Source organism: Paeniglutamicibacter sp. MACA_103 (assembly GCF_045798555.1).
In the GTDB taxonomy this organism is placed as follows: Bacteria; Actinomycetota; Actinomycetes; order Actinomycetales; family Micrococcaceae; genus Paeniglutamicibacter.
The window spans coordinates 42,915-63,427 of record NZ_JBIXLN010000008.1; the positions used below are offsets into that span (position 1 = coordinate 42,915).

General features: G+C 59.1%; 17 protein-coding genes and 1 tRNA gene. 15 read left to right on the plus strand and 3 right to left on the minus strand.

The window, feature by feature from the left end:
• Positions 1-210 precede the first annotated feature (210 nt).
• The 7 genes from ACIPVK_RS05635 to ACIPVK_RS05665 all read left to right on the plus strand — a co-directional run bounded on the left by ACIPVK_RS05635 (position 211) and on the right by ACIPVK_RS05665 (position 7,133).
• A complete protein-coding gene (locus ACIPVK_RS05635) occupies positions 211-861 on the plus strand; it encodes a glycosyltransferase family 4 protein (protein WP_407611042.1) in 651 nt (216 codons plus the stop codon).
• Positions 858-1,904 (plus strand): glycosyltransferase, encoded by a 1,047-nt coding sequence (locus ACIPVK_RS05640; RefSeq protein WP_407610983.1) that lies wholly within the window; start codon positions 858-860, stop codon positions 1,902-1,904. Before ACIPVK_RS05635 ends, ACIPVK_RS05640 begins: the two co-directional genes overlap by 4 nt.
• Positions 1,901-3,217 (plus strand): hypothetical protein, encoded by a 1,317-nt coding sequence (locus ACIPVK_RS05645; protein WP_407610984.1) that lies wholly within the window; start codon positions 1,901-1,903, stop codon positions 3,215-3,217. The genes ACIPVK_RS05640 and ACIPVK_RS05645 overlap by 4 nt, the downstream gene beginning before the upstream one ends.
• Complete coding sequence (locus tag ACIPVK_RS05650) at positions 3,214-4,074, plus strand: glycosyltransferase (RefSeq protein ID WP_407610985.1); 861 nt, start codon at positions 3,214-3,216, stop codon at positions 4,072-4,074. Before ACIPVK_RS05645 ends, ACIPVK_RS05650 begins: the two co-directional genes overlap by 4 nt.
• A 111-nt stretch (positions 4,075-4,185) precedes the next feature.
• Entirely contained in the window at positions 4,186-5,037 is an 852-nt protein-coding gene (locus ACIPVK_RS05655; RefSeq protein ID WP_407610986.1) for a hypothetical protein, read from the plus strand.
• Between the two features lie 252 nt (positions 5,038-5,289).
• Positions 5,290-6,381 (plus strand): O-antigen ligase family protein, encoded by a 1,092-nt coding sequence (locus ACIPVK_RS05660; RefSeq protein WP_407610987.1) that lies wholly within the window; start codon positions 5,290-5,292, stop codon positions 6,379-6,381.
• A gap of 50 nt (positions 6,382-6,431) precedes the next feature.
• Complete coding sequence (locus ACIPVK_RS05665) at positions 6,432-7,133, plus strand: hypothetical protein (protein WP_407610988.1); 702 nt, start codon at positions 6,432-6,434, stop codon at positions 7,131-7,133.
• Between the two features lie 406 nt (positions 7,134-7,539).
• Here ACIPVK_RS05665 and ACIPVK_RS05670 read toward each other — a convergent pair whose 3' ends face one another.
• Both ACIPVK_RS05670 and ACIPVK_RS05675 read right to left on the minus strand, forming a co-directional pair.
• Positions 7,540-10,248, minus strand: coding sequence for a WecB/TagA/CpsF family glycosyltransferase (locus tag ACIPVK_RS05670; RefSeq protein WP_407610989.1), 2,709 nt, complete (start codon positions 10,246-10,248; stop codon positions 7,540-7,542).
• A gap of 79 nt (positions 10,249-10,327) precedes the next feature.
• Complete coding sequence (locus ACIPVK_RS05675; RefSeq protein WP_407610990.1) at positions 10,328-10,942, minus strand: acyltransferase; 615 nt, start codon at positions 10,940-10,942, stop codon at positions 10,328-10,330.
• Between the two features lie 348 nt (positions 10,943-11,290).
• Between ACIPVK_RS05675 and ACIPVK_RS05680 the strand changes: the two genes are divergently transcribed.
• The gene (locus ACIPVK_RS05680) at positions 11,291-13,453 is read left to right on the plus strand and encodes an Ig-like domain-containing protein (RefSeq protein WP_407610991.1); all 2,163 of its coding nucleotides are present in this window, start codon (positions 11,291-11,293) and stop codon (positions 13,451-13,453) included.
• 51 nt (positions 13,454-13,504) lie between these two features.
• Here the strand turns inward: ACIPVK_RS05680 and ACIPVK_RS05685 are convergent, their stop codons facing one another.
• Positions 13,505-14,152 carry a TetR/AcrR family transcriptional regulator gene (locus ACIPVK_RS05685; RefSeq protein WP_407610992.1) on the minus strand — a complete coding sequence of 216 codons (648 nt, stop codon included), beginning with the start codon at positions 14,150-14,152 and terminating at the stop codon, positions 13,505-13,507.
• A 153-nt stretch (positions 14,153-14,305) separates the two neighbouring features.
• Here ACIPVK_RS05685 and ACIPVK_RS05690 point away from each other — a divergent pair.
• From ACIPVK_RS05690 to sufU, 7 genes are all read left to right on the plus strand, one after another.
• Positions 14,306-14,377: transfer RNA gene (locus tag ACIPVK_RS05690), tRNA-Gln, on the plus strand.
• Between the two features lie 97 nt (positions 14,378-14,474).
• Positions 14,475-15,947, plus strand: a complete 1,473-nt coding sequence (gene glmU / locus ACIPVK_RS05695; RefSeq protein WP_407610993.1) for a bifunctional UDP-N-acetylglucosamine diphosphorylase/glucosamine-1-phosphate N-acetyltransferase GlmU — start codon at positions 14,475-14,477, stop codon at positions 15,945-15,947.
• Between the two features lie 46 nt (positions 15,948-15,993).
• A complete protein-coding gene (locus ACIPVK_RS05700; protein WP_407610994.1) occupies positions 15,994-16,974 on the plus strand; it encodes a ribose-phosphate diphosphokinase in 981 nt (326 codons plus the stop codon).
• A 211-nt stretch (positions 16,975-17,185) separates the two neighbouring features.
• Entirely contained in the window at positions 17,186-17,761 is a 576-nt protein-coding gene (locus ACIPVK_RS05705) for a 50S ribosomal protein L25/general stress protein Ctc (protein ID WP_407610995.1), read from the plus strand.
• A gap of 21 nt (positions 17,762-17,782) precedes the next feature.
• Positions 17,783-18,364, plus strand: a complete 582-nt coding sequence (pth, locus tag ACIPVK_RS05710) for an aminoacyl-tRNA hydrolase (protein ID WP_407610996.1) — start codon at positions 17,783-17,785, stop codon at positions 18,362-18,364.
• A gap of 359 nt (positions 18,365-18,723) precedes the next feature.
• A complete protein-coding gene (locus ACIPVK_RS05715) occupies positions 18,724-20,067 on the plus strand; it encodes an aminotransferase class V-fold PLP-dependent enzyme (RefSeq protein ID WP_407610997.1) in 1,344 nt (447 codons plus the stop codon).
• Entirely contained in the window at positions 20,064-20,513 is a 450-nt protein-coding gene (sufU, locus tag ACIPVK_RS05720) for a Fe-S cluster assembly sulfur transfer protein SufU (protein WP_407610998.1), read from the plus strand. Before ACIPVK_RS05715 ends, sufU begins: the two co-directional genes overlap by 4 nt.

Sequence of the window (20,513 nt, forward strand, 5' to 3'; positions counted from 1 at the left end):
TATGATGACGGCACCTTCCAGCAAATGATCGACCACCCAGAATCGGATATTAGTCAGGCCGGCTTCCCTCGGGATCATGTGGATAGATGGATTCGCCGGCAGGCGGACGCCTGTACCGTTGCGAGTCTTTGCTGCACTAGTACCCAATGGGCGGCCGCATCCATTGAATCCGACTATCGAGTTTCAAGGGACCGAATTGCCGTGGTGGGCATGGGACACCGGCCCCGCAATTCCAGCACGGCTAGCCGCGACTGGTCCAAACCCCGGTTTCTCTTCGTTGGCCTTGATTGGCAACGGAAGAATGGCGCAGCTGTCCTGGAGGCGTTTGAGCGGGTGCATCGGCTTTTCCCGGATGCGACCTTGCATCTGGTAGGAAAACACCCACGGATACAGGGTCCAGGCGTGATCGGACATGGCCAGATACCACGCAGCGACTTGCAGGGACAACGACGGCTTGACCGGCTTTACGCCACGGCCACCGCATTTGTGCTACCGAGCCGGTTCGATCCCTCGCCTATCTCATATCTTGAAGCTGCATCGGCAGGACTACCCGTCATCGCTACCGCGGTGGGTGGTGCTGGTGAGCTTCTGGGAGAAGGCTCGATCACAGTGGACCCGATGGAACCAGAGGAGATCCTTGACGCAATGATTCGACTCTGCCGACCGGAAGAAGCCATGCGTCTGGGAGAGCGGGCGAAACAGGCTGCCGCAACGTCGAGGTGGACAGACGTGGCGAGCAGAATCATTGCCGAGTTGGGAATCCGGGTCACCACGCCATTATTGGATCGAACCGCAGACGGGACCAGTTTCAAGCAACCGCCTCTTGCACCCTGGTCAGGGACAGCGAGGATGCCGCGATGAAACTCATTCACTTGGCTAACCGAGCGATCCTTGGCTATCAAAATGCCGCTGATCGGCGATGGCGCATTCCACCCAGAATCACTGTTCTGCCGGCAACAGATAGGACTACGATCTACTACCTTTCGCCCGCTGAAAACACCCCCAGCGGGGGAGTCAAAGTAATCTACCGCCACGTTGAGATCCTTAACGACATGGGTATCGCCGCCGCGGTCTTCCACCAGGAGGACGGGTTCGTTTGCGACTGGTTTGATCATCGTGCGCCGGTGGTTTCAGCCAAGAGCCTTCGATTCCATGCAAACGACATTCTTGTGGTTCCGGAGTGCTATGGATTTGGCTTTGCCGCGATACCGGAACAGATCCGCAAAGTCGTTTTCAACCAAGGACCACATCATACTTTCGACCAGATCAATTTCAATGAAACTGAGTCAGGCGCACCATATCGAAATGTCGCAAACTTGGAAGGAATCCTGACGGTATCCGAGGATGGTGCACAGCTTCTTCGCTACGCGTTTCCATGGATTGATGTCGCAGTGGCCCGTAATGTCATTAGTCCCATCAATTTTAGGATGCGAGAAACAACTGCGCCTCGTCGCATTAGCTACGTGCCCTCGAGACGGCAAGCTGAACTAGAACAAGTTCTTCACGTCCTTCGTTCAAACGGGGTCATGGCCGAGGGAGGTTGGCAGGTTGAGCCGATCAGCGGTCGTTCCGAATCGGAGACGGGCAACATTCTGCGCCAGAGTTCCATCTTCATGAGTTTGAGCGATCGCGATGGATTCGGGCTTCCGCCAGCTGAAGCGATGGCGACCGGATGCTATGTGGTGGGATACGCCGGCGGTGGAGGTAACGAGTTTTTCGATGCGTCCTATTCGAGACAAGTCGTGGACTCGACGGGAATGGTCAGGGAGATGATAGCGGCCATGCTCCTAAGTGATCAGCAACGAGAGGAATATGGTGCCAAGGCTTCCGCCAGGATCCGCGGACAGTACTCACATGAAGGACTGCGTGACGACCTTGAACGATTCTTTGGACGGTTACTGTGATGCGCCGCCGATGGGGGACCACGCTGCTCACGGCCGTCGCAATCGCATTCTTCACCGTTTCGTGTACGGCGGAGAAGATCGCGCCATCGACGCGATCCGGACCAACGGAACCTGCCCAAAAGCTTGAAATCGGGAGTTCGCTTAAACTGCCTCTGATGCCCTGGGAGGGCGGTGCCGAATACTGGGCTCAATTCCCAAAAACTGATGAGGCCGGATGGGACAACCCGGGATTCTTCCCGATAACACTCTGGTACAACGGCCTGAGTACGGATGAAGAGGCCATTTATGACAAATCTTTGGGTTTCAATTCATATATTGGCATGTCCGATACAACTCCATACAAATTATTTGAGGATAACGACGTTTATTGGATTGGCCCTCCGCTGAATGAAACATTCTCCAAAGATAGTAAAAATTGGGTCGGGAACTTTCTTGGCGATGAAGTCGATGGCCGTTTCAACCCGTTGGAAGGGCACGAGGAACTCAGGAAGGCCAAGAAAGGCCTTTTGGGAAGCGGCCGGTTCGATTACGCCAACTTCACCCAGATTGTGATGGGCAAGGACATGAAGGTGGAGGACTCGGAAAAATACGTGAACGCCTATACCAACGTGGCTTCCATCGACATGTACTGGTACACCGTGCCATTCTGTGATTGGCAGCCATCACCCGTCGAGTATGTGACACCGGTCGATTCTACAAACTGCCGGACCTCATCGAGCTATGGAAAGACCATGGATTCCTTACGTGCGCGTGATCTCGAAGACGGAGCGTTGCAGCGAATGTGGCAATTCGTGGAGATACTCAACGGCGGACCAGGTCAAGACCAAGCTTTCGTTGCAAACATCACGCCAGGTGAATTGCAGGGTGCCGTAATGAATTCAATAATCCACGAGGCCCGCGGGTTGGTTTACTTCAATCAGAGCCTGAACGGTGATTGCACTGGGGGATCCCTCGTACGTCAAACCATGGTGGATCCCAACTTCTGTGCCAAGGATCAAGTCGCTGCAGCCGGACAAATAAATAACCGGATCCACGAGCTCGCACCGGTAATCAATACACAGACCCACATCCATGATTTCGGTCCGGGATTGGACACCATGCTGAAGGTCAAAGACGGCTTTGCCTACGTCTTTGCAATGATCGATGACAACCCTGAGGCAGGAACGAGAACGTTTGAGATGCCACAACAGTTGATCGGACGCCCTATTGAGGTGCTGTTCGAGAACCGCTCCATCTCTCAAGATTCATCGGGCAGATTCAAGGACAATTTCGAAGCCGAATATTCCTACCACGTTTACAAGGTCGAGTTATGAATACCAATGTTGATCACGTTTTGCTGACGAGATTCAATTTGCCGTCCAAAGGGCCTGAAAGCTATATACGGGCTCGCGATGGGTGGCTATCCGAGCGCGTGGCATTGTTTGAACGCTACTGTCTGCCGTCAGTCGAGGCGCAGACCAGCAGCAACTTTCACTGGATCGTCTACTTTGACCCTGAGTCTCCGCAGTGGCTGAGGGACCGGATCCTCCTGTGGTCCTCGGAAGGGACGATTACGGCGATTTTCCGGGAAGAAGTACCGCATGCGGAGCTAATCAGTGACATTCGTGCAGTAACGGGCGCTCGTCATCGGCAACTTCTTAGTACCAATCTCGACAACGATGACGGCTTGTCAGTTGACTTTGTAGAGCGCCTGCAACAAGTGCATCCAGCGGACACGAGGTCTGCCATATATCTCACCCGTGGCTTGATTAAGAAGGGCGGGCGGCTATACAGCCGAACGGACCGAAACAATGCATTCTGTTCGGTGCGCGAGGACTGGGGATCAGTGGTTACCTGCTGGGCGGACTGGCACAACCTACTCAGCCATCAGATGCCAGTACTTGAAATTGGCGGCGACGCCGCTTGGCTGCAGGTGATTCACGATCTCAATGTCAGCAACAGGGTACGCGGACGAAGGATAGCTCCAGAGCGGATCGCTCGATCGTTCGGCAGGATGCTTGATGACGTGAGTAAGCCAAGCGTCATCGAGATGGTGGCCGAGAATCTATGGTATCTGCCGAAACGGACCATTCGAGAAGTCGGACGTTCCACAGTGAAGAACATGGCGATGCAAGTCGTGGGAAAGGACGGCGTCGACAGAATCAAGAATCACCTTCAGAAAGTTCACTGATGAACGTTAGAAAAATGACTGAACTGGGGAGTCAGGACATGGAAGTGAAAGATCAGCAATGCGGAGCAGGTGCCAGGTACAACTCACAACGACCGGAAGCGGGGTCAGGTCATGTTTTTGCATGATTTAGGAGCCGGTTTGCTGCGCCGCTGGTACCTAGTGATCTTTGGCCTATTGGTGACAGGGGTAGGAAGCTACTATGTGTTTCAAATTGTTCCCGTGACATATGAAGCAGCGTCAAGTGTGGTCTTGGTTCCACCAGCGACCGCCGTGATTGAGGGCGAAAATCCATACCTCTATATGGGTGGGCTTGATCAGGCGCTGAGCGTGTTGACGGTACGGATGAGTTCACCTACGGTCGCCGATCCGATCTTGCACAAGCGAACGGATCTCACTTATACGATCGGAAAAGACGTCAGCACCACGGGTCCGATCATGCTGGTGACCACTGAAGCAGGTACGGAAGCTGGGACCCTCAAGATTCTGGACGAAGTTGTCAAGGTCATACCGAAGAACTTGAAACTGCTGCAGGATCAACTAAATATTCCAGGTGATGCCCGCATTACGGCAATGACAATCGTCACCGACGAAATCGCCAAGGAATCCAATAAGAAACAGCTGCGTGCGATCTTGGCAGTCGCCGCAGCTGGTACTGCGGTCACTGTCTTGGGTACAGGGCTGCTGGACCGGTTGATTATGCGTCGCACAGCCAAAAAGGGCGACAGCCGGGACAAAAGAACAAGTAGAGGTACCAAGGGGCGCAAGCAGGACGTGATGAGGCTCGACAAACCAGATCCGGGATCCGTGAAGAAGACGTTCGGTGAGGTGGCGACGGATTCCGATCATCAGAAAGTTTCTGCTGGTACGGCAACGCTCCCGCCGAACCACGGCATGGAGAGTTCGAAATCGAATGAAATTGATTCAAAGAAAGACGATCTTATGTCTTCTTCTAACAAGCCGTAAATAGTGGGGCGCGCTATGGAAAAAGGTCGGCATAATCAATCACATTTGCTGCGCAGGTTTGTTCCTCCGACAGATGCTGTAACAGTGCTTACAATCTTTTTTGTTGTCCTATTTGTCATACCTTCCGATCGGAGGATTGGGTCGCTCGGAGGAGCTGGTTCACTTGCCACATTATTTGGCTTGGGTGGATTGCTGTGGTGGTGTTGGCATCGGATTCGACACGGTGACGCGATGTCTAGGCGTGGAATTCAATTGGTCCGAATTGCCGCATTTGGCTTTACCGGTGCGGTACTGGCTAGTTACGCAAAATCGGCATTGACCTCATTGCCGCAAACCGATGCCAGTGTTGCGGACATGGGGGTTCTAAGAACTGCTGCTTTGTTGGGAATTCTGCTGGTGGTCAACGATGGGATTCCCGATCAGGGTCGCTTTATGACGTTGATACGTCGGTTGTGTTTGATAGCAGGTCTATACGCGACACTTGGCCTACTTCAATTTTTCACCGGAACGAGTTTTGTCGACTCTTTTCAAGTTCCCGGGTTGTCTTCGACGGGTGTAGCAGGGGTTGATGCACGTGCGGGCTTCGTGAGGTCGGAAGCCACCGCGATGCATCCACTTGAGTACGCCACCGTCTTGGCGATGACATTGCCGTTCTGCCTCGCCTTGGCTATCTATGACCGAAAACGTTCAGTGCTGATTCGGTGGTATCCCGTGGCAGTTATCACCTTCTCATCGGTACTCTCAGTTACTCGATCAGCGTTGATCGGTGTGGCTGCCGTTTTCGTGGTCCTTTTCCCGTCTTGGCCGGGAGGAATCCGCAAAGGCGTTGCCATCATGATGGGAATTGGCGGCGTGATCGTCTATTTCGCCGTACCTGGCATGGCCGGGACGATAATCGGGATGTTTGCCGGCGACGATACCAGCGTCAGCTCTCGAACCAGTAGCTACGATGCCGTACTGGAATTCGTGGCCGTCAGCCCCTTCTTTGGCAGGGGTTTTGGGACATTTCTGCCGTCATACCGAATTCTGGACAATCAATACCTGGTGTCATTAATTGAAATAGGTTTCGTGGGCCTGGTGGCGATACTGGCCGTTTTTGCGACCAGCCTAACGACCGCGTTCAGGGCGCGCAGACACTACCGCGACGATGTAATGAAGGGGATGGGAATGGCCCTCGTTGCCTCGATGGTTGCAGGTGGATTGTTATCGGCTTTTTACGATTGCTTTGCTTTCCCGCAAGCCTGCAACTTGATCTTCTTTATGGCCGGATTGTGCGGAGCATACATGAATATCAGAGATGTCCCGCATCACTTGCGATCGGCAATTAAGCCAGTGGCTGCATAGTGAGTACTTTCCAGAGGTTAAGCAGCCGTATTCGAACGCACGGAAGCATCATGGCCAGACGATGGTATCTGATGCTATTCGCAGTTCTTTGCATGGTCCCGCTGATCTATGCCGCCCATGTTGCAACGGGCATCTTTTACGTCACCGCAGATATCTTGTTCCTGCCTCCACCAGCGGCTGTCGGTGGCAACAGCTTGCGTGCCGATCCAGGACGTACCGTTTTTTATGCTGCTGTGGTGGAACGCCAGTTCAATGGGAGAGACGGTATGGAAGTGCCGCGAGGCACCGGAGCGCCGCTGTACGGGACAGGCATTCGTAACGGCTATGCGGTTTTTCTCCCGAATGCGGGTGGACAATGGCAGTCCAATTTCAACAAGCCAGCAATAACAGTAGAAATTGTCGGAGAGAACAGCGCAGAAGTACAGGAACAGCTGAACAGAATCGTGCTCGAGATTCAGACTCTGGCCGTCGAGCCGCAACGGAAAATGGGTGTCAGGCCCGAATCCTTTATTTCCACTGAGCTGTCTCCTGAGAAGCCCAGCATCGCCCACATAGGCATCCGCAATAGCCGAGCGGAAATCGCCTTGGTGCTATTGACGTTGGGTTTGGCCGTAGCCGCCCCACATATCGGAGATCGCCTGATGAATTCTGTGCGGCGACGGCGACTTGGCCGCAAACCATCTTCTTCAACACTGTTGGAGCCCCGCGAAATCAGCCGGGAAACGACAATTGGCAAGACGGGGACCCGATAGGGGCAATCCTTCCTGGAATTCATCGAGCTATAGTGATCCGGAGTTTTCCGAGCACCGACCGGGGCTGCGGGCCAACAAACAGCGGCCGATCTTGTGTGGTCCAGCTTTCTAGATGTCAGATTTGAATTCTGCGGCAAGAATGGCGGAACTGGGCCCGATCTTAATCGCGCCCCTGACGAGCAGACCGAGCAGGGGGATAGCAGGAGCCGTCGAGGTTGATCGAGACAGCTTCTGGACCCTTAGGTGGACGAGTTTGCGTCCGGGCAGAGCCTGGCAGTGTCTAGGAAACTGGGTTGCACGTGGTGGCCCTGTTATGCGCGGCACAATACTCGACGTCGGTTTGACGCGGGTCGCTCGTCCGGCAATCTTGGCCTATTGAACGAGCGAAAACGAGCGACACTTCCCATCAGCGGCTCGAATCATCTCGTTCCCAATGCTGGACAGGGCGCTTACGCGTTTTCCGGGCCCACAGACGTCCTGCAACAACAAGTGAGGCATAGACGCCGGCGTCAAAGGCAGTGAACGGCCCGGAGATCGAAGCCAGCAACTGCCGAACGGTGCGGACAGTACTCATCGACGAAGTATGTTTGGACGAACCTTCCGCGGTCGAGCGCAGTTCGGATTGACCGCGGTAATTACGCTTCAATATGACAAGCAACGAAGCAGGAGTCCGGGGAGTGAATACTTGGACGGGGACAGTGGGAAGGATCTTCTTTTCTTTCGCGGTGAACTGCACATCGATAAAGAGGTCGTCCGCAGTAAGCGCCGGAAAGTCCACAAACCGTGCGCGTCCCGTTTCGCTCAATGCATATGCCCCAGCACCCCAGAGGGCCTGCTTGGTAGACGGTAGCCGACGGCGGGCGCGGTAAAACGCGCGGACCGGCCACGAAGCACCACTGGTGTCGTATTCGAAGGCCGGCCGTGCGGACAATGCTTCGGGCCGCAATAAGAAGTCGAAGGTCATGCGTAGTGCGGACGTGGTGATGGAGATATCGGCGTCTAGGTACAGGCGAGGGAAAACGGTCGTTTCACTGTCAGCCAGGTTCAGGGCGGCAACCTTCGACGGTATTTCAGACTCAATTACTTTGACTCCCGCAAAGGCCCTGGCGATGTTTGCCGTGTCGTCGGTGCAGCCGTTGCAGGCGACAATCACCTCGATGGAACCACTGGCTGCCAACTCGGCCAGTGGTTCTAGGGTCCGGGCGATCACCGCGGACTCGTTGTGGGCCGGAATGATGACGGCTCCCGGAGGAAAATCGGATTCGGATCCGGGATTCTGTGTTCCGTGGGGGAGCTCGTTCCAGCGTTGTTCGTTGGAAATCACGCCGAGGATTCCCCGATGGCCGGGTTTCGCGGCGCGCAGCGCCTCGTGCAGGGCAACCACCGTCTGGAAGGCTGAGGCGTAGCGGGCAGATCGGTGCTTGCGGATGTAGCGGACGCGGTTCACGGCCATCAGCGCGTTCAGCGCGACCGAGGAACCGGATCCTCCCCTATGGTGCGTCATGACGGCCTCGGGCTCGTACCAAATGGTTGCACCAAGCTCCCTGGCACGCCGGAAATAGTCTGTTTCCTCCGAATACAGGAAGAACTGCTCGTCCCAGGCTCCAAGACGAGACTCCAAATCGGCGTCGATCAATAGTGCCGCGCCGGTGGCCCAGTCGACCTGGTGCGGGTGCGCGTAGCACTCCGGGTCGAAATCAATTTCCGAGGCCCAGGCAGGACGTTGTGGAAACTTCTCGCCCAATAGTGCATCTCCCAAAGCCCGGCTCAGAGCGGGTTCGCGTCTCAGGGAAGGATAGATCGTGCCGTCACCCTGTAGCAGCCGCGGAACAACGATGCCGGCACCTGAGGAGCCGAGCCGGTCCAACATCGTCCCGATGGCGCCGGGCCCAACGGCCAAGTCGGGATTCAGGATCAACACGGCCGCACAGTCCCCGGAAAGATGTCGGATGGCATTGATCCCCCCGGCATAGCCGAGGTTCGATTCCGTGGCAACGGCAATGACATCCGGGTGCGCGGCCAGACGTTGCATCGTCCCGTCTGCGGACCCGTTGTCCGCCACCACAACACGCAGGGACAATGCGCCAGCCTCGTGGCGAAGGCTGTCTATCAACTGGTCAATGGTGTGTTCGTTGTTGTAGGTCACCACCAGGATGCCCACATCGGCACTTTCGTCCCGTCCGACAAAACGGACTTGATCCAATTGAGCCTGTAAATGCTCATGTTCAGCGGGGAACTTGGCGCTGACAGGTTCGTCGTCCTCCAACACGCTGCTGTTCCGACGAATCTTCAACAAACCGGGTGGGTCATTGACCAGATAGCGGCGTGCCATCCTCCGTGGTTCCGCCCCGAGCCTCCAGGCCCACTCCAGCCCCTTGTCGCTGATCCAGGTAGGTGCACGCTTGACGGCACCGGCCAAAAAATCCACCACCGCACCGAAAGCGAGCAGGGTCCGTGCCCCGGTAAGCGTCCCATAGGAGGCCATCCACAGTTCTTGGCGGGGCTTCCCCAAACCCACGACCAAGATGTCGGTGTCGGTCCGGTGAATCGCATCGGCCAGCGCGACGGAGGCCTCGTGGTCTTCCAATTCGGAGCGCGCCGGTGACCAGAAACCGCTAACGTTTAGCTGTGGACGGTGCTCGGCCAACGTACGTGACAGTTCATCCTGGATCGCGACGGACCCGCCCAGAAAACCCACCGACAGCCCGGCCCGTTCGGCCCCGTCCAATATTGGCCCGATCAGGTCGCTTCCGGCCAATCTCGGCCAGCTGCCGCCCGTAAGCCGGTTGGATTGAGCAACCAGCGGCGCCCCGTCCAACAACGTCAGCCACTCCATGGTGTCCGATCGTGCCTCCACGGATGCGTCTGCGTGCATAGACCGCAACGGCAGCGTGGGGCGCAGGGAGTCACCGAGCACACCGTGCCAGCGTCCGCCGTCGCCGAACTGAACGATGTGGTCGAGATTCGCAGATACAACGGACAAGGGCCGCAGTCGGTCCTGTCCAGACGATCCGCCAGTTGCTGAATGGTCGATGATTCGGGCCACCGCGTCCTGCTGTTGGAGCAGGTCGATGACAATGCCGGCCAGATCGACGCGTTGCTGTTCAGATGACATGGTCTTCCTTTTCGATGTCCGGTCGTTCTGCCTTTGGGCCCGGGGCGGCGATTAATCCAGGGTGCGCCCTGATGATGGGCTATCGATTGGTTTCCGGTAGGAGCTCGCCGGGGATCCGTTCCAGACCATCGGCGGCCAGTCGGTAGCGGCTGCCATTGACCGGGCATACCCAGCTGTCACCTTCTTGGCGCAGCGGATGCCCGAACTCGCCGACCCAACCGATCTGGCGTGCAGGGACGCCGGCGACGATCGCGTGGGCAGGGACATTCCGATTCACTACAGCGCCGGCGGCGACAGTGGCCCACGGCCCGATAGTCACCGGAGCGATGCACACAGCCCGGGCGCCGATCGAAGCGCCTTGGCCAATGGTCACGCCGACGGATTCCCAATCGTCGTGACCCTTCAGCGATCCGTCCGGATTGATGGCTCGTGGAAACAAGTCATTGGTAAGCACCGCGGCCGGACCAATGAAAACTCCGTCGGCCAACCGGGCCGGTTCGTATACCAGCGCGTAGTTCTGCACCTTACAGTTTTTCCCCAGCTCGACCTCGGGCCCGATGTACGCACCGCGACCGATGTTGCAGCCAGTCCCCAGGATTGCGCCTTCGCGCACCTGAGCCAGATGCCAAATATTCGTACCAGCGCCGATGATCGCTTCCGGCGATACATCGGCGCTGCTTTCGATGCGAGTCATTTACTTTTCCCCCAAATGCATGGGCCTGGGATCAGGCTCACGAAGTATCCCCCCAATAGCTCATTGACACTTCTAATAGTGACGTTAGGGGCGGTTAGGAGTGCTTTCAATATGATTTACCCAAAGTGAGTGCTAATTGGGTGGCATGTTATTGAAGAACGCGTAATTTACGAGTGTGTCATCAGTTGCACGCATGCCATCTCGGGGTTGTTGGTCCTTGGGCTTCGATTCGATGCAGTGAGCCCGGCATTGTCCGAAGGGTTGAATAACCTCTAAGGGGTGGATAGTCTCTATCTCACTCGGGCCGTGGGGGACCGGGACTTGCCGTGAATTTGGGGAAATTACGTCATGAAGTTCTTACGTCGCAGCGCAAAACGAAAATTCGTGGCCGGTGTCTCGATCCTAAGTTTGGCGCTGCTGACCGCTGGGTCTCTTGTCTACGCCCAGGCGACGCGAGGGGCGGAAATCGTTTCACATTTTCCGCGGGACGGAGCAGAATCCGTTTCGCGCGCCGCGGCAGTGGTCGCATGGCTGGATCGGCCGATAACCAACCAGCACAGTGAGCTGGACCTGCTGCTATCCGACCAGCGGGGACTCTCGGTCGATGGCGAGCTCGAATTGGGCGCTGACCGTAGGTCCATCATTTTTAACCCGTCCAGTGCCTTGGAGCCGGGAAAATATGTGGCTTCGGTCCGGGACAAAGACCCAACCACGAGCGAATCAACCGATCTTACGACCTGGTCGTTCATCGTGCCCGACAATGCCCCGATTGCCGAGGGCCCTGGCGGCTCGATCCTGCTGATCCTCAATGAAACTCACGAATTCTCCGCGAACTATTCGGAGATCCTCCGTGTTGAGGGGCTAAGCACGTTTGAAACAATTTCACTTGGGGAAGTGACGCCAACGATCCTGAAATCCCACGAACTTGCAATTCTGAGTGCGGGGTCCGTGGAAGCCGACAAAGAGGAAATGATCGCCCACTGGGTCGAGAACGAACACGGGAATCTCGTCGCCATTAACCCCAAGGGGAGAATTGCCGAACTTGCCGGCGTGACGAACCTCGGTCCAGGCGTGAGCGATGGATATGTTCATATCGACACGGCCCAAGCACCCGGAAAGGGCATTGTCGCCGAACCCATTCAATTCCACGGGGAATCGGTGACGCTGGGAATGGACAGCGGCACCCGTGCCATCGGCTCGCTCCAGGAAACGGCAAATGATCCGGGTGGACCTCCGGCCATAACCTTGAAGCCGGGAAACGATGTGCACGGTTCCGTTGCCGCATATGCCTTCAGCCTTGCCAAGTCCACGGCGCTGACGAGGCAGGGAAATCCCGACTGGGCGGGTCAGGAACGAGACGGAATCGCACCGATTCGGCCCAACGACTTGTTTTTCGATTCCGATGGCAACGACTACCTGGACCTGTCCAAGGCGCACATTCCTCAGGCCGACGAGCAAATGCGGTTGTTCTCCAACTTGATCGGCTACATGAATCAAGGCAACGGGCCGATGCCAAAGTTCTGGTATTTCCCGAAATTCTCCAAGGCAATCCTGGTCATGGCTTCGGATGACCATGGCACGCCCAACGGGACCGCGACGGCGTTCGCGAAGCTGGATGAGCTCAGCCCCGACGGCTGTTCCGTTGTGCATTGGGAGTGTTTTCGGGCAACATCCTGGCTGTACCCGAACTCCGGCCTCAGCCCGGCCGCAGCCAAGGACTACTCTGATCGTGGATTCGATGTCGGCGCCCACGTCACCACGGGCTGCAAGGACTGGGACGCGAAATCGTTGGTCCTGGCCTTTTCGCAATCCTTGGGCGAGTTCAGGGCAAAATATCGGGACCTTCCGCCTCAAACCGGAAACAGGATGCACTGCATCGCATGGAGCGAGTGGTCATCGCAGGCAACGGCCGAGAGAAGCTGGGGCATGCGAATGGACATGAACTACTACTATTGGCCCGGTGACTGGGTTCGGGAACGCGCCGGCTTTATGACAGGTTCCGGGTTGCCCATGCGCTTCAGCAATACAACGGGGAGGCTGATCAATGTCTACCAACAGGAAACGCACCTGGTCGACGAAGTCTTCGCCTCCAATCCCCGGGCGGTGGAGCGGCTGCTGGCCCGGGCAACTGGTCCGGAGGGGTTCTATGGGGCGTTTGGAACCCATTACGACTTCAGCAATGATTTCGCTGTTGAACTGATGGATATTGCCATCCGCCATTCCATTCCCATGGTTTCGGCCAAGCAACTCTTGGAGTGGACGGACGCCCGCAATGGATCGAGCTTCACCAAAACGGATTGGAACCACGGCGAGCTTTCGTTCGAGCTCGACATCGATCCCGGAACGCACGGGATGCTCAGGACTATGCTTCCGACCGATTCGATGGACGGTACACTGGCCCGGATCCAGACAAAGGGAGCGGATATCGACTTCGTGGTCGAGACGGTGAAGGGCGTCGAATACGCAGTTTTCGATGCAGCAAGCGGATCTTTCGTGGCGACCTACAAATAGCCGCGGCGTATCCGGAACAAGCGGAAAATCGTCGCAGGAAGATCGTGCCCGTTACTCGGACGTCGGTTCGGCTTGCCCCTCGCGCAGCCCCGGCTCCTTGCGCAGCCCGGTCAGCCCATACCAGGCCAGGTTCACCACATGGGCGGCGACCGTTCGTTTGTCGGGGTGCCTGGCATCGAGCCACCACTGCGCGGTCATGGCGACCATGCCCACAAGCATCTGTGCGTAAATCGATCCGTCCTCGGCGCTGAACCCGCGGCGGGAGAACTCGTCGGCCAGGATGTGCTCGACCTGCTCGGTCACCTTGGTCAGCAGCGTGGAATACGTGCCCTCGGGCTGGGACGGCGGGGCGTCGCGCACCAGGATGCGGAAACCCTCGGTGCTGTCCTCTATATAGGTCAGGATCGCGAGCGCGGCTTTTTCCAGCAACACGCGAGAAGAATCGTCGCCGGAAAGCGACTCCGTGATCCGGGCCAGCAATTCCCGGTATTCGTTGGTGACCACTTCCATGTAGAGCGCTTCCTTGGAACCGAAGTGCTCGTAGACGATGGGCTTGGACACACCTGCCGCACGGGCAATTTCCTCGATCGTGGTGCCGTCAACGCCCCGCAAGGAGAACAGCTGACGTGAGATATCGATCAGTTGGAGTCGTCGTTGGACTCCGGTCATTCGCGTGCGAGGGCGTGCGGTGGGGCTCATAATCAACATGGTAAGCACAGGGGTGGCATAAACCATGCCAAGTCACCGTGGTGTGAACGGCGGATCAACGCGCCGCTGTCCCTCAAGTCGCATCGATGCCACCAGTCGTGGCAGAATAGTTCACTGTGCCGGTGAGGCAAGCTCAACGCACATTCCGCCCTGGTGTAATGGCAGCACCCCAGCCTTTGGAGCTGTGGAGTATAGGTTCGAATCCTATGGGCGGAACGCACCACTCATTGAAAATCCCGGTGTTCTCCCGGGATAGAATGATGAGGCCTGGCCCGGCCGGTCCGGCTAGCCAAAGTACAGGGGAGTACCAATCTTGAGCGTTCACGCCAACGCACCAGCCGCTGTCATCGTTCTCGCCGCAGGCGCAGGAACCCGAATGAAATCGGCGAAACCCAAGATCCTGCATGAAATCGGCGGCCGCTCCATGGTGGGGCACGCTCTTGCCGCAGCGGAGGGACTCGAACCCGAAACGCTCGTGGCCGTGGTCCGCTTCGAACGCGAACGCGTCGTCGAGCACCTCCTGCAGATCAAGCCGAACGTCGTCATCGCCGACCAAGATGAAATCCCCGGTACCGGACGGGCAGTGCAGCTTGGTCTCGAAAAGCTGGATCCTGCACTTGAAGGCACCGTTGTGGTCACCTACGGCGATGTTCCGCTGCTGACCACCGAGCTGTTGTCCGAACTCGTTGCAACGCACGATTCCGAAGGCAACGCCGTCACCGTGCTGACAGCCCTGCTTGAGGACGCCACCGGATACGGCCGCATCCTGCGCGCCGAGGACGGCACGGTCACCGGCATCCGCGAGCACAAGGATGCCAGCGACGAAGAACGCGCAATCCGCGAAGTGAACTCCGGCATCTACGCATTTGATGCAGAGGTCCTGCGTTCGGCACTGGCCGAGGTCACCACCGAGAACGCGCAGGGCGAGATGTACCTCACCGATGTGCTGGGCATTGCCCGGTCCAACGGTGGCCGCGTCGCGGCCGTCGTCACCGAGGACGCCTGGCAGGTCGAGGGCGCCAACGACCGCGTCCAACTTGCCGCGCTCGGCAAGGAAATGAACCGCCGCACCCTGGAAAAGTGGATGCGCGCCGGGGTCAGCATCATCGATCCGGACACGACCTGGATCGACGTGGAAGTAGCACTCTCCAACGACGTGACCATCAAGCCGGGAACCCAGCTGCATGGCAGCACCGCCATCGGCACCGATGCGGTCGTCGGCCCGGACACCACCCTGACCAACACCCAGGTCGGACGCGGTGCCAAGATCGTCCGCTCGGACGTCACCGATTCGATCATCGCCGAGGGCTCGTCGGTCGGCCCCTTCGCCTACCTGCGCCCGAAGACCAACCTTGGCCCCGACGCCAAGATCGGCGCCTTCTACGAAACCAAGAACATCGTGGTTGGCCGCGGCTCCAAGCTCTCGCACCTGGGCTACGCCGGGGATGCCGAAATCGGCGAATACACCAACATTGGCTGTGGCAACATCACCGCCAACTACGACGGCGTCAACAAGCACCGCACCGTCATTGGGTCGCACGTTCGCACCGCCTCGAACACCGTGTTCGTCGCCCCCGTGAGCATCGGGGACGGCGCCTACACGGGTGCCGGTGCCATCGTGCGCAAAAACGTTCCGGCGGGGGCCCTTGCTCTTTCCGTGGCTCCGCAAAAAAATACCGAGGGCTGGACGATTTCCAAGCGTCCCGGTTCCCCGGCTGCGGAGGCCGCATTCAAGTCCGCACTGGATTCCGGCGTGACCGCGGAATCCGCGGACCAGGTCAAGTAACCCTCCACATCATTCCCGATCCCCGTCTGAGCGAGAAAGCGATCCCATGAGCGAACTGAGCCATAACGTCGATAAGAAGCTGGTGCTGGCTTCCGGGCGTGCCCACCCCGAGCTGGCCGAAGAGGTGGCAGCGGCCCTTGGGACCGAGCTGCTTCCGATGAGCGCCTACGACTTCGCCAACGGCGAGATCTACGTCCGCTCGGGCGAGTCCGTGCGAGGCAAGGATGTCTTTGTCATCCAGGCGCACCCGGCACCGCTGAACAACTGGCTCATGGAGCAGCTGATCATGGTTGATTCCATGAAGCGTGCCTCGTCCAGGCGCGTCACCGTGGTGGCCCCGTTCTACCCGTACGCGCGCCAAGACAAGAAGGGACGGGGCCGCGAGCCGATCTCGGCCCGACTGGTTGCCGACATGTTCAAGGTCGCAGGCGCCGACCGCATCATGAGCGTTGACCTGCACACCGCGCAGATCCAGGGCTTCTTCGACGGCCCGGTCGACCACCTCTTCGCCATCCCGTTGCTGGCCGACTACATCCGCAAGGTCGTCGGCGACGATCCGGTCACCGTGGTTTCCCCCGACACCGGCCGCGTCCGCGTGGCCGAGCAGTGGGCAGAACGCCTCGGCGGCGCGCCGCTGGCCTTCGTGCACAAGTCCCGCGACCTGACCGTCCCGAACCAGGCCGTATCCAAGACCGTTGTCGGCCAGGTAGAGGGACGCACCTGCGTCTTGATCGACGACATGATCGACACCGGCGGAACCATCGCCGGCGCCGTGAAGGTGCTCAAGGACGCCGGTGCCAAGGACGTCATCATCGCCGCCACGCACGCGGTGTTCTCCGACCCCGCAGCGCAGCGCCTTTCCGAGTCCGGCGCCCGCGAGGTCGTGGTGACCAACACCCTCCCGATTCCGGAGTCCAAGCGCTTCGACACCTTGACCGTGCTTTCGATTGCCCCGCTGCTGGCCCGTGCCATCAAGGAAGTATTCGAGGACGGCTCGGTCACCAGCCTCTTCGACGGCGACGCGTAGGAACCCGTTCCCCGGGACACCAGCCTGATGCCGGGCCCTGCTAAAATATCTACTTGTGCCCAGGCGAGGGAACTCCATGAAAATGGGGGTCCGTTATCGACGAGGCTAGAAACGCACTACGCGTCCTTCTCCTTAGTAGGAATCGGATGATGATGCTTCTAGGCCCGAGCGGGGCAGGAACCAATTAATCATCTTCCTCAAGGAGAACACCATGAGCAACATCATCACGCTTGACGGCGAACTGCGCACCGACTTCGGCAAGGGCGCCGCACGCCAGGCCCGCCGCGCCGGCAAGATCCCTGCAGTGATCTACGGCCACGGCACCGACCCGGTCCGCGTCCTGCTGCCGGCCGCCGCCACCACCCTTGCAGTCCGTGGCTCCAACGCCCTGCTGAACATCTCGGTTGACGGCGACGACACCATCACCCTGGTGAAGGACATCCAGCGCCACGCACTGCGCCAGACCGTCGACCACCTTGACCTCCTGATCGTCAAGAAGGGCGAAAAGGTCATCGTTGAGGTTTCCGTCCAGGTTCAGGGCGAACTCACCGCCGGCTCCACCCTTTCCCTGGACCACGCCGTCATCGCCGTTGAGGCCGAGGCAGTTGCCCTTCCTGAGCACGTTGTCGCCAACGTCTCCGGCCTGGCCGCAGGTACCCAGATCCTGGCCTCGGACCTGGTTCTCCCGGAGGGCACCGCACTTGCCATCGACGGCAGCGTCGTCGTTGCAACGATCGATGCCGCTGTTTCGGAGACCGAAGAGGAATCGGCAGCTTCCGCCGAGTAATTTCTTGAATTTGGTTGTCGCATGACTAGCGAAACCTGGCTCGTAGCCGGGCTCGGAAACCCCGGGCCCGGCTACGCGCATAACAGGCACAATGTTGGCCAGATGGTCGTGGACGAACTTGCTTCCCGCATCGGGGGAAAGTTCAAGACCCACGCCTCCCGGGCGCAGATCCTCGAGGGACGCATGGGCATCGGGGGGCCCAGACTCGTTCTGGCAAAGCCGATGACCTACATGAATCTATCGGGCGGTCCCGTCGCCAATCTGGCAAAGTTCTTTGGCATCGATCCCCTGCACGTCATTGCCGTGCACGACGAAATCGACATCCCCTTCGACACCGTCAAGCTCAAGCTCGGCGGCGGCGAAGGCGGCCACAACGGGCTGCGCGACATTTCCAAGGCCCTGGGCACCAAGGACTACCTGCGCGTGCGGGTGGGCGTCGGACGGCCCCCCGGCCGCATGGAAACCGCGGATTACGTGCTGAAGGACTTCTCGAAGGACGAAAAGAAGTCGTTGCCCTTCCTGACCGACGCGGCGGCCGACGCCGTGGAGGCACTGGTGCATCACGGGCTGGAGACGGCGCAGCGCAAGTTCCATCTCGCGTAGGGGCGCTTGAGGTTTCCCGCCGAAACTGGCCGCCGATGCGTTGCGTCGGCGGGTGGTTCCGCACGGGTTGCGTGATTTGTTCAACAATCGTGCGCCTCGTAGAATGGTCAAGTGCCAGTTTGGCCCCAAAGCCAGGGGCCGGTAGCGGGCGGCTGCCGAGACCTGGCCACCCCCATTCCGCTACCGGCCCCTTTTTTGTGCCAATTTACGGGCCGAATCCACATTGGTAAGGGTCGACTTATGTGCCGCGGCGGCCGGAACGTGGGAGAATTAGCGAAGTAAATGATGCCGTAATCACGATTCGTCCAAAGGGATATGCCGCATGCTCTGCGGCTCAGGCCCTTTGCGGCGTGGATGGCATGAAACGAACTTCGGAGGTTCACAAAGTGTCCAGTGCATTGCCCACGACGCAAGATACCCTTCCCAAGCGCCTGGATGACGTCGAGGTCGCACTGTTGCGGGCAGACTTCCCCATCTTGGGTCGCAACGTCAACGGAGCGCCGCTGACCTATTTGGATTCCGGGGCCACATCGCAAAAGCCCAGCTGCGTCTACGAGGCCGAGCAGCACTTCTACGAGAACTTCAATTCGGCCGTCCACCGCGGCGCGCACTCCCTGGCCGTCGAGGCCACCGACATCTTCGAACAGGCCCGTACCGACGTCGCCGCGTTCATCGGCGCCAAGGACAACGAGGTTGTGTGGACCTCGAACGCCACCGAGGCGCTGAACCTCATCGCGTACTCCTTCGGCAATGCCAGCGTCGGCCTCGGGGGAGAGGCGGCACGACGTTTCGCGCTCGGGGCGGGGGACGAAATCGTCGTCACCGAACTCGAGCACCACGCCAACCTGATTCCCTGGCAGGAATTGGCGCTGCGCACCGGAGCGACCCTCAAGTACATTCCCGTCGACGAATCCGGCGCCCTGCGCATGGACATCGCCAGCTCGACCATCACCCCGGCCACCAGGATCGTGGCCTTCACGCACGTGTCCAACGTGCTCGGCACGGTCACGGACGTGGCAGCGCTGGTGGCACTGGCCCGCAACGTCGGCGCGCTGACGGTCCTTGACGGCTGCCAGTCGGTCCCGCACCTGCCCGTGGACGTCAAGGCGCTCGACGTCGACTTCATGGCGTTCTCCGGGCACAAGATGCTCGGCCCCACCGGCATCGGCGGACTTTACGGCCGCGCCGAGCTGCTCGACGCCATGCCGCCCTTCCTGACGGGCGGATCCATGATCACCTCCGTGACCATGGAGAAGGCCGAATACCTGCCCGCCCCGATGCGCTTCGAGGCCGGCACCCAACGGATCTCGCAGGCCCACGCCCTGGCCACCGCCGTCTCCTACCTGCGCGAAGTGGGCATGGACCGCATCGCGGCCTGGGAAGAACACCTGGGGGAGCGCATGCTCACCGGGCTGGCGGGGATGCCCGGAGTGCGCGTGCTGGGCCCGGCCCAGGGTGCCGCGCGCATCGGCACCGCACCCTTTGTGGTCGAGGGCGTGCACCCGCACGACGTGGGCCAGTTCCTGGACTCGCGCGGCATTGCGGTGCGCGTGGGCCACCATTGCGCCCAACCGCTGCACCGGGCACTGGGCGTTGTCTCCAGCACCCGGGCAAGCACCTACCTGTACAACACCACCAGCGACGTCGACAACCTGCTCAATGCGGTGTCGGACGTGCGCGGATACTTCGGAGTCGGCAAGTGAACGATCTGGACCAGCTGTACCAACAAATCATCCTGGACCACGCCAAGGCCCGGCACGGCGCCGGGCTGCTGGAGGCGCCGGAAGGCGTGGTGCACGGCGAATCGATGCAACACAACCCGGTGTGCGGGGACCACATCCAGCTGCGCGTCCAGCTTGAGGGAAGCATCGTGAAGAACGTTTCCTGGGAGGGCGACGGCTGCTCGATCTCCATGGCCTCCGCCTCGGTGCTCAGCGAACTGGCCACCGGGATCGAACGCGAGGAATTCATGGCAATCCTGGACGAATTCCGCGAGCTGATGCGCTCGCGCGGCGCCCGCGCCGGCGACGAAGAGATCCTGGGCGACGGGGCGGCCTTTGCCGGCGTCTCCAAGTTCCCCGCCCGGGTCAAGTGCGCCATGCTCTCCTGGGTGGCCGCCGAGGCCGCCCTGCTGGCCGCCAACGCCTAG

Excerpts from the sequence above, each read along its gene's own strand:
- pth (WP_407610996.1), top strand. The coding sequence starts at position 17,783 with ATGACTAGCGAAACCTGGCTCGTAGCCGGGCTCGGAAACCCCGGGCCC.
- ACIPVK_RS05680 (WP_407610991.1), top strand. The coding sequence starts at position 11,291 with ATGAAGTTCTTACGTCGCAGCGCAAAACGAAAATTCGTGGCCGGTGTC.
- ACIPVK_RS05655 (WP_407610986.1), top strand. The coding sequence starts at position 4,186 with ATGTTTTTGCATGATTTAGGAGCCGGTTTGCTGCGCCGCTGGTACCTA.
- ACIPVK_RS05635 (WP_407611042.1), top strand. The coding sequence starts at position 211 with ATGGGACACCGGCCCCGCAATTCCAGCACGGCTAGCCGCGACTGGTCC.
- ACIPVK_RS05665 (WP_407610988.1), top strand. The coding sequence starts at position 6,432 with ATGGCCAGACGATGGTATCTGATGCTATTCGCAGTTCTTTGCATGGTC.
- ACIPVK_RS05715 (WP_407610997.1), top strand. The coding sequence starts at position 18,724 with ATGAAACGAACTTCGGAGGTTCACAAAGTGTCCAGTGCATTGCCCACG.
- ACIPVK_RS05685 (WP_407610992.1), bottom strand. The coding sequence starts at position 14,152 with ATGAGCCCCACCGCACGCCCTCGCACGCGAATGACCGGAGTCCAACGA.
- ACIPVK_RS05700 (WP_407610994.1), top strand. The coding sequence starts at position 15,994 with ATGAGCGAACTGAGCCATAACGTCGATAAGAAGCTGGTGCTGGCTTCC.
- ACIPVK_RS05650 (WP_407610985.1), top strand. The coding sequence starts at position 3,214 with ATGAATACCAATGTTGATCACGTTTTGCTGACGAGATTCAATTTGCCG.
- ACIPVK_RS05705 (WP_407610995.1), top strand. The coding sequence starts at position 17,186 with ATGAGCAACATCATCACGCTTGACGGCGAACTGCGCACCGACTTCGGC.
- ACIPVK_RS05670 (WP_407610989.1), bottom strand. The coding sequence starts at position 10,248 with ATGTCATCTGAACAGCAACGCGTCGATCTGGCCGGCATTGTCATCGAC.
- ACIPVK_RS05640 (WP_407610983.1), top strand. The coding sequence starts at position 858 with ATGAAACTCATTCACTTGGCTAACCGAGCGATCCTTGGCTATCAAAAT.
- ACIPVK_RS05675 (WP_407610990.1), bottom strand. The coding sequence starts at position 10,942 with ATGACTCGCATCGAAAGCAGCGCCGATGTATCGCCGGAAGCGATCATC.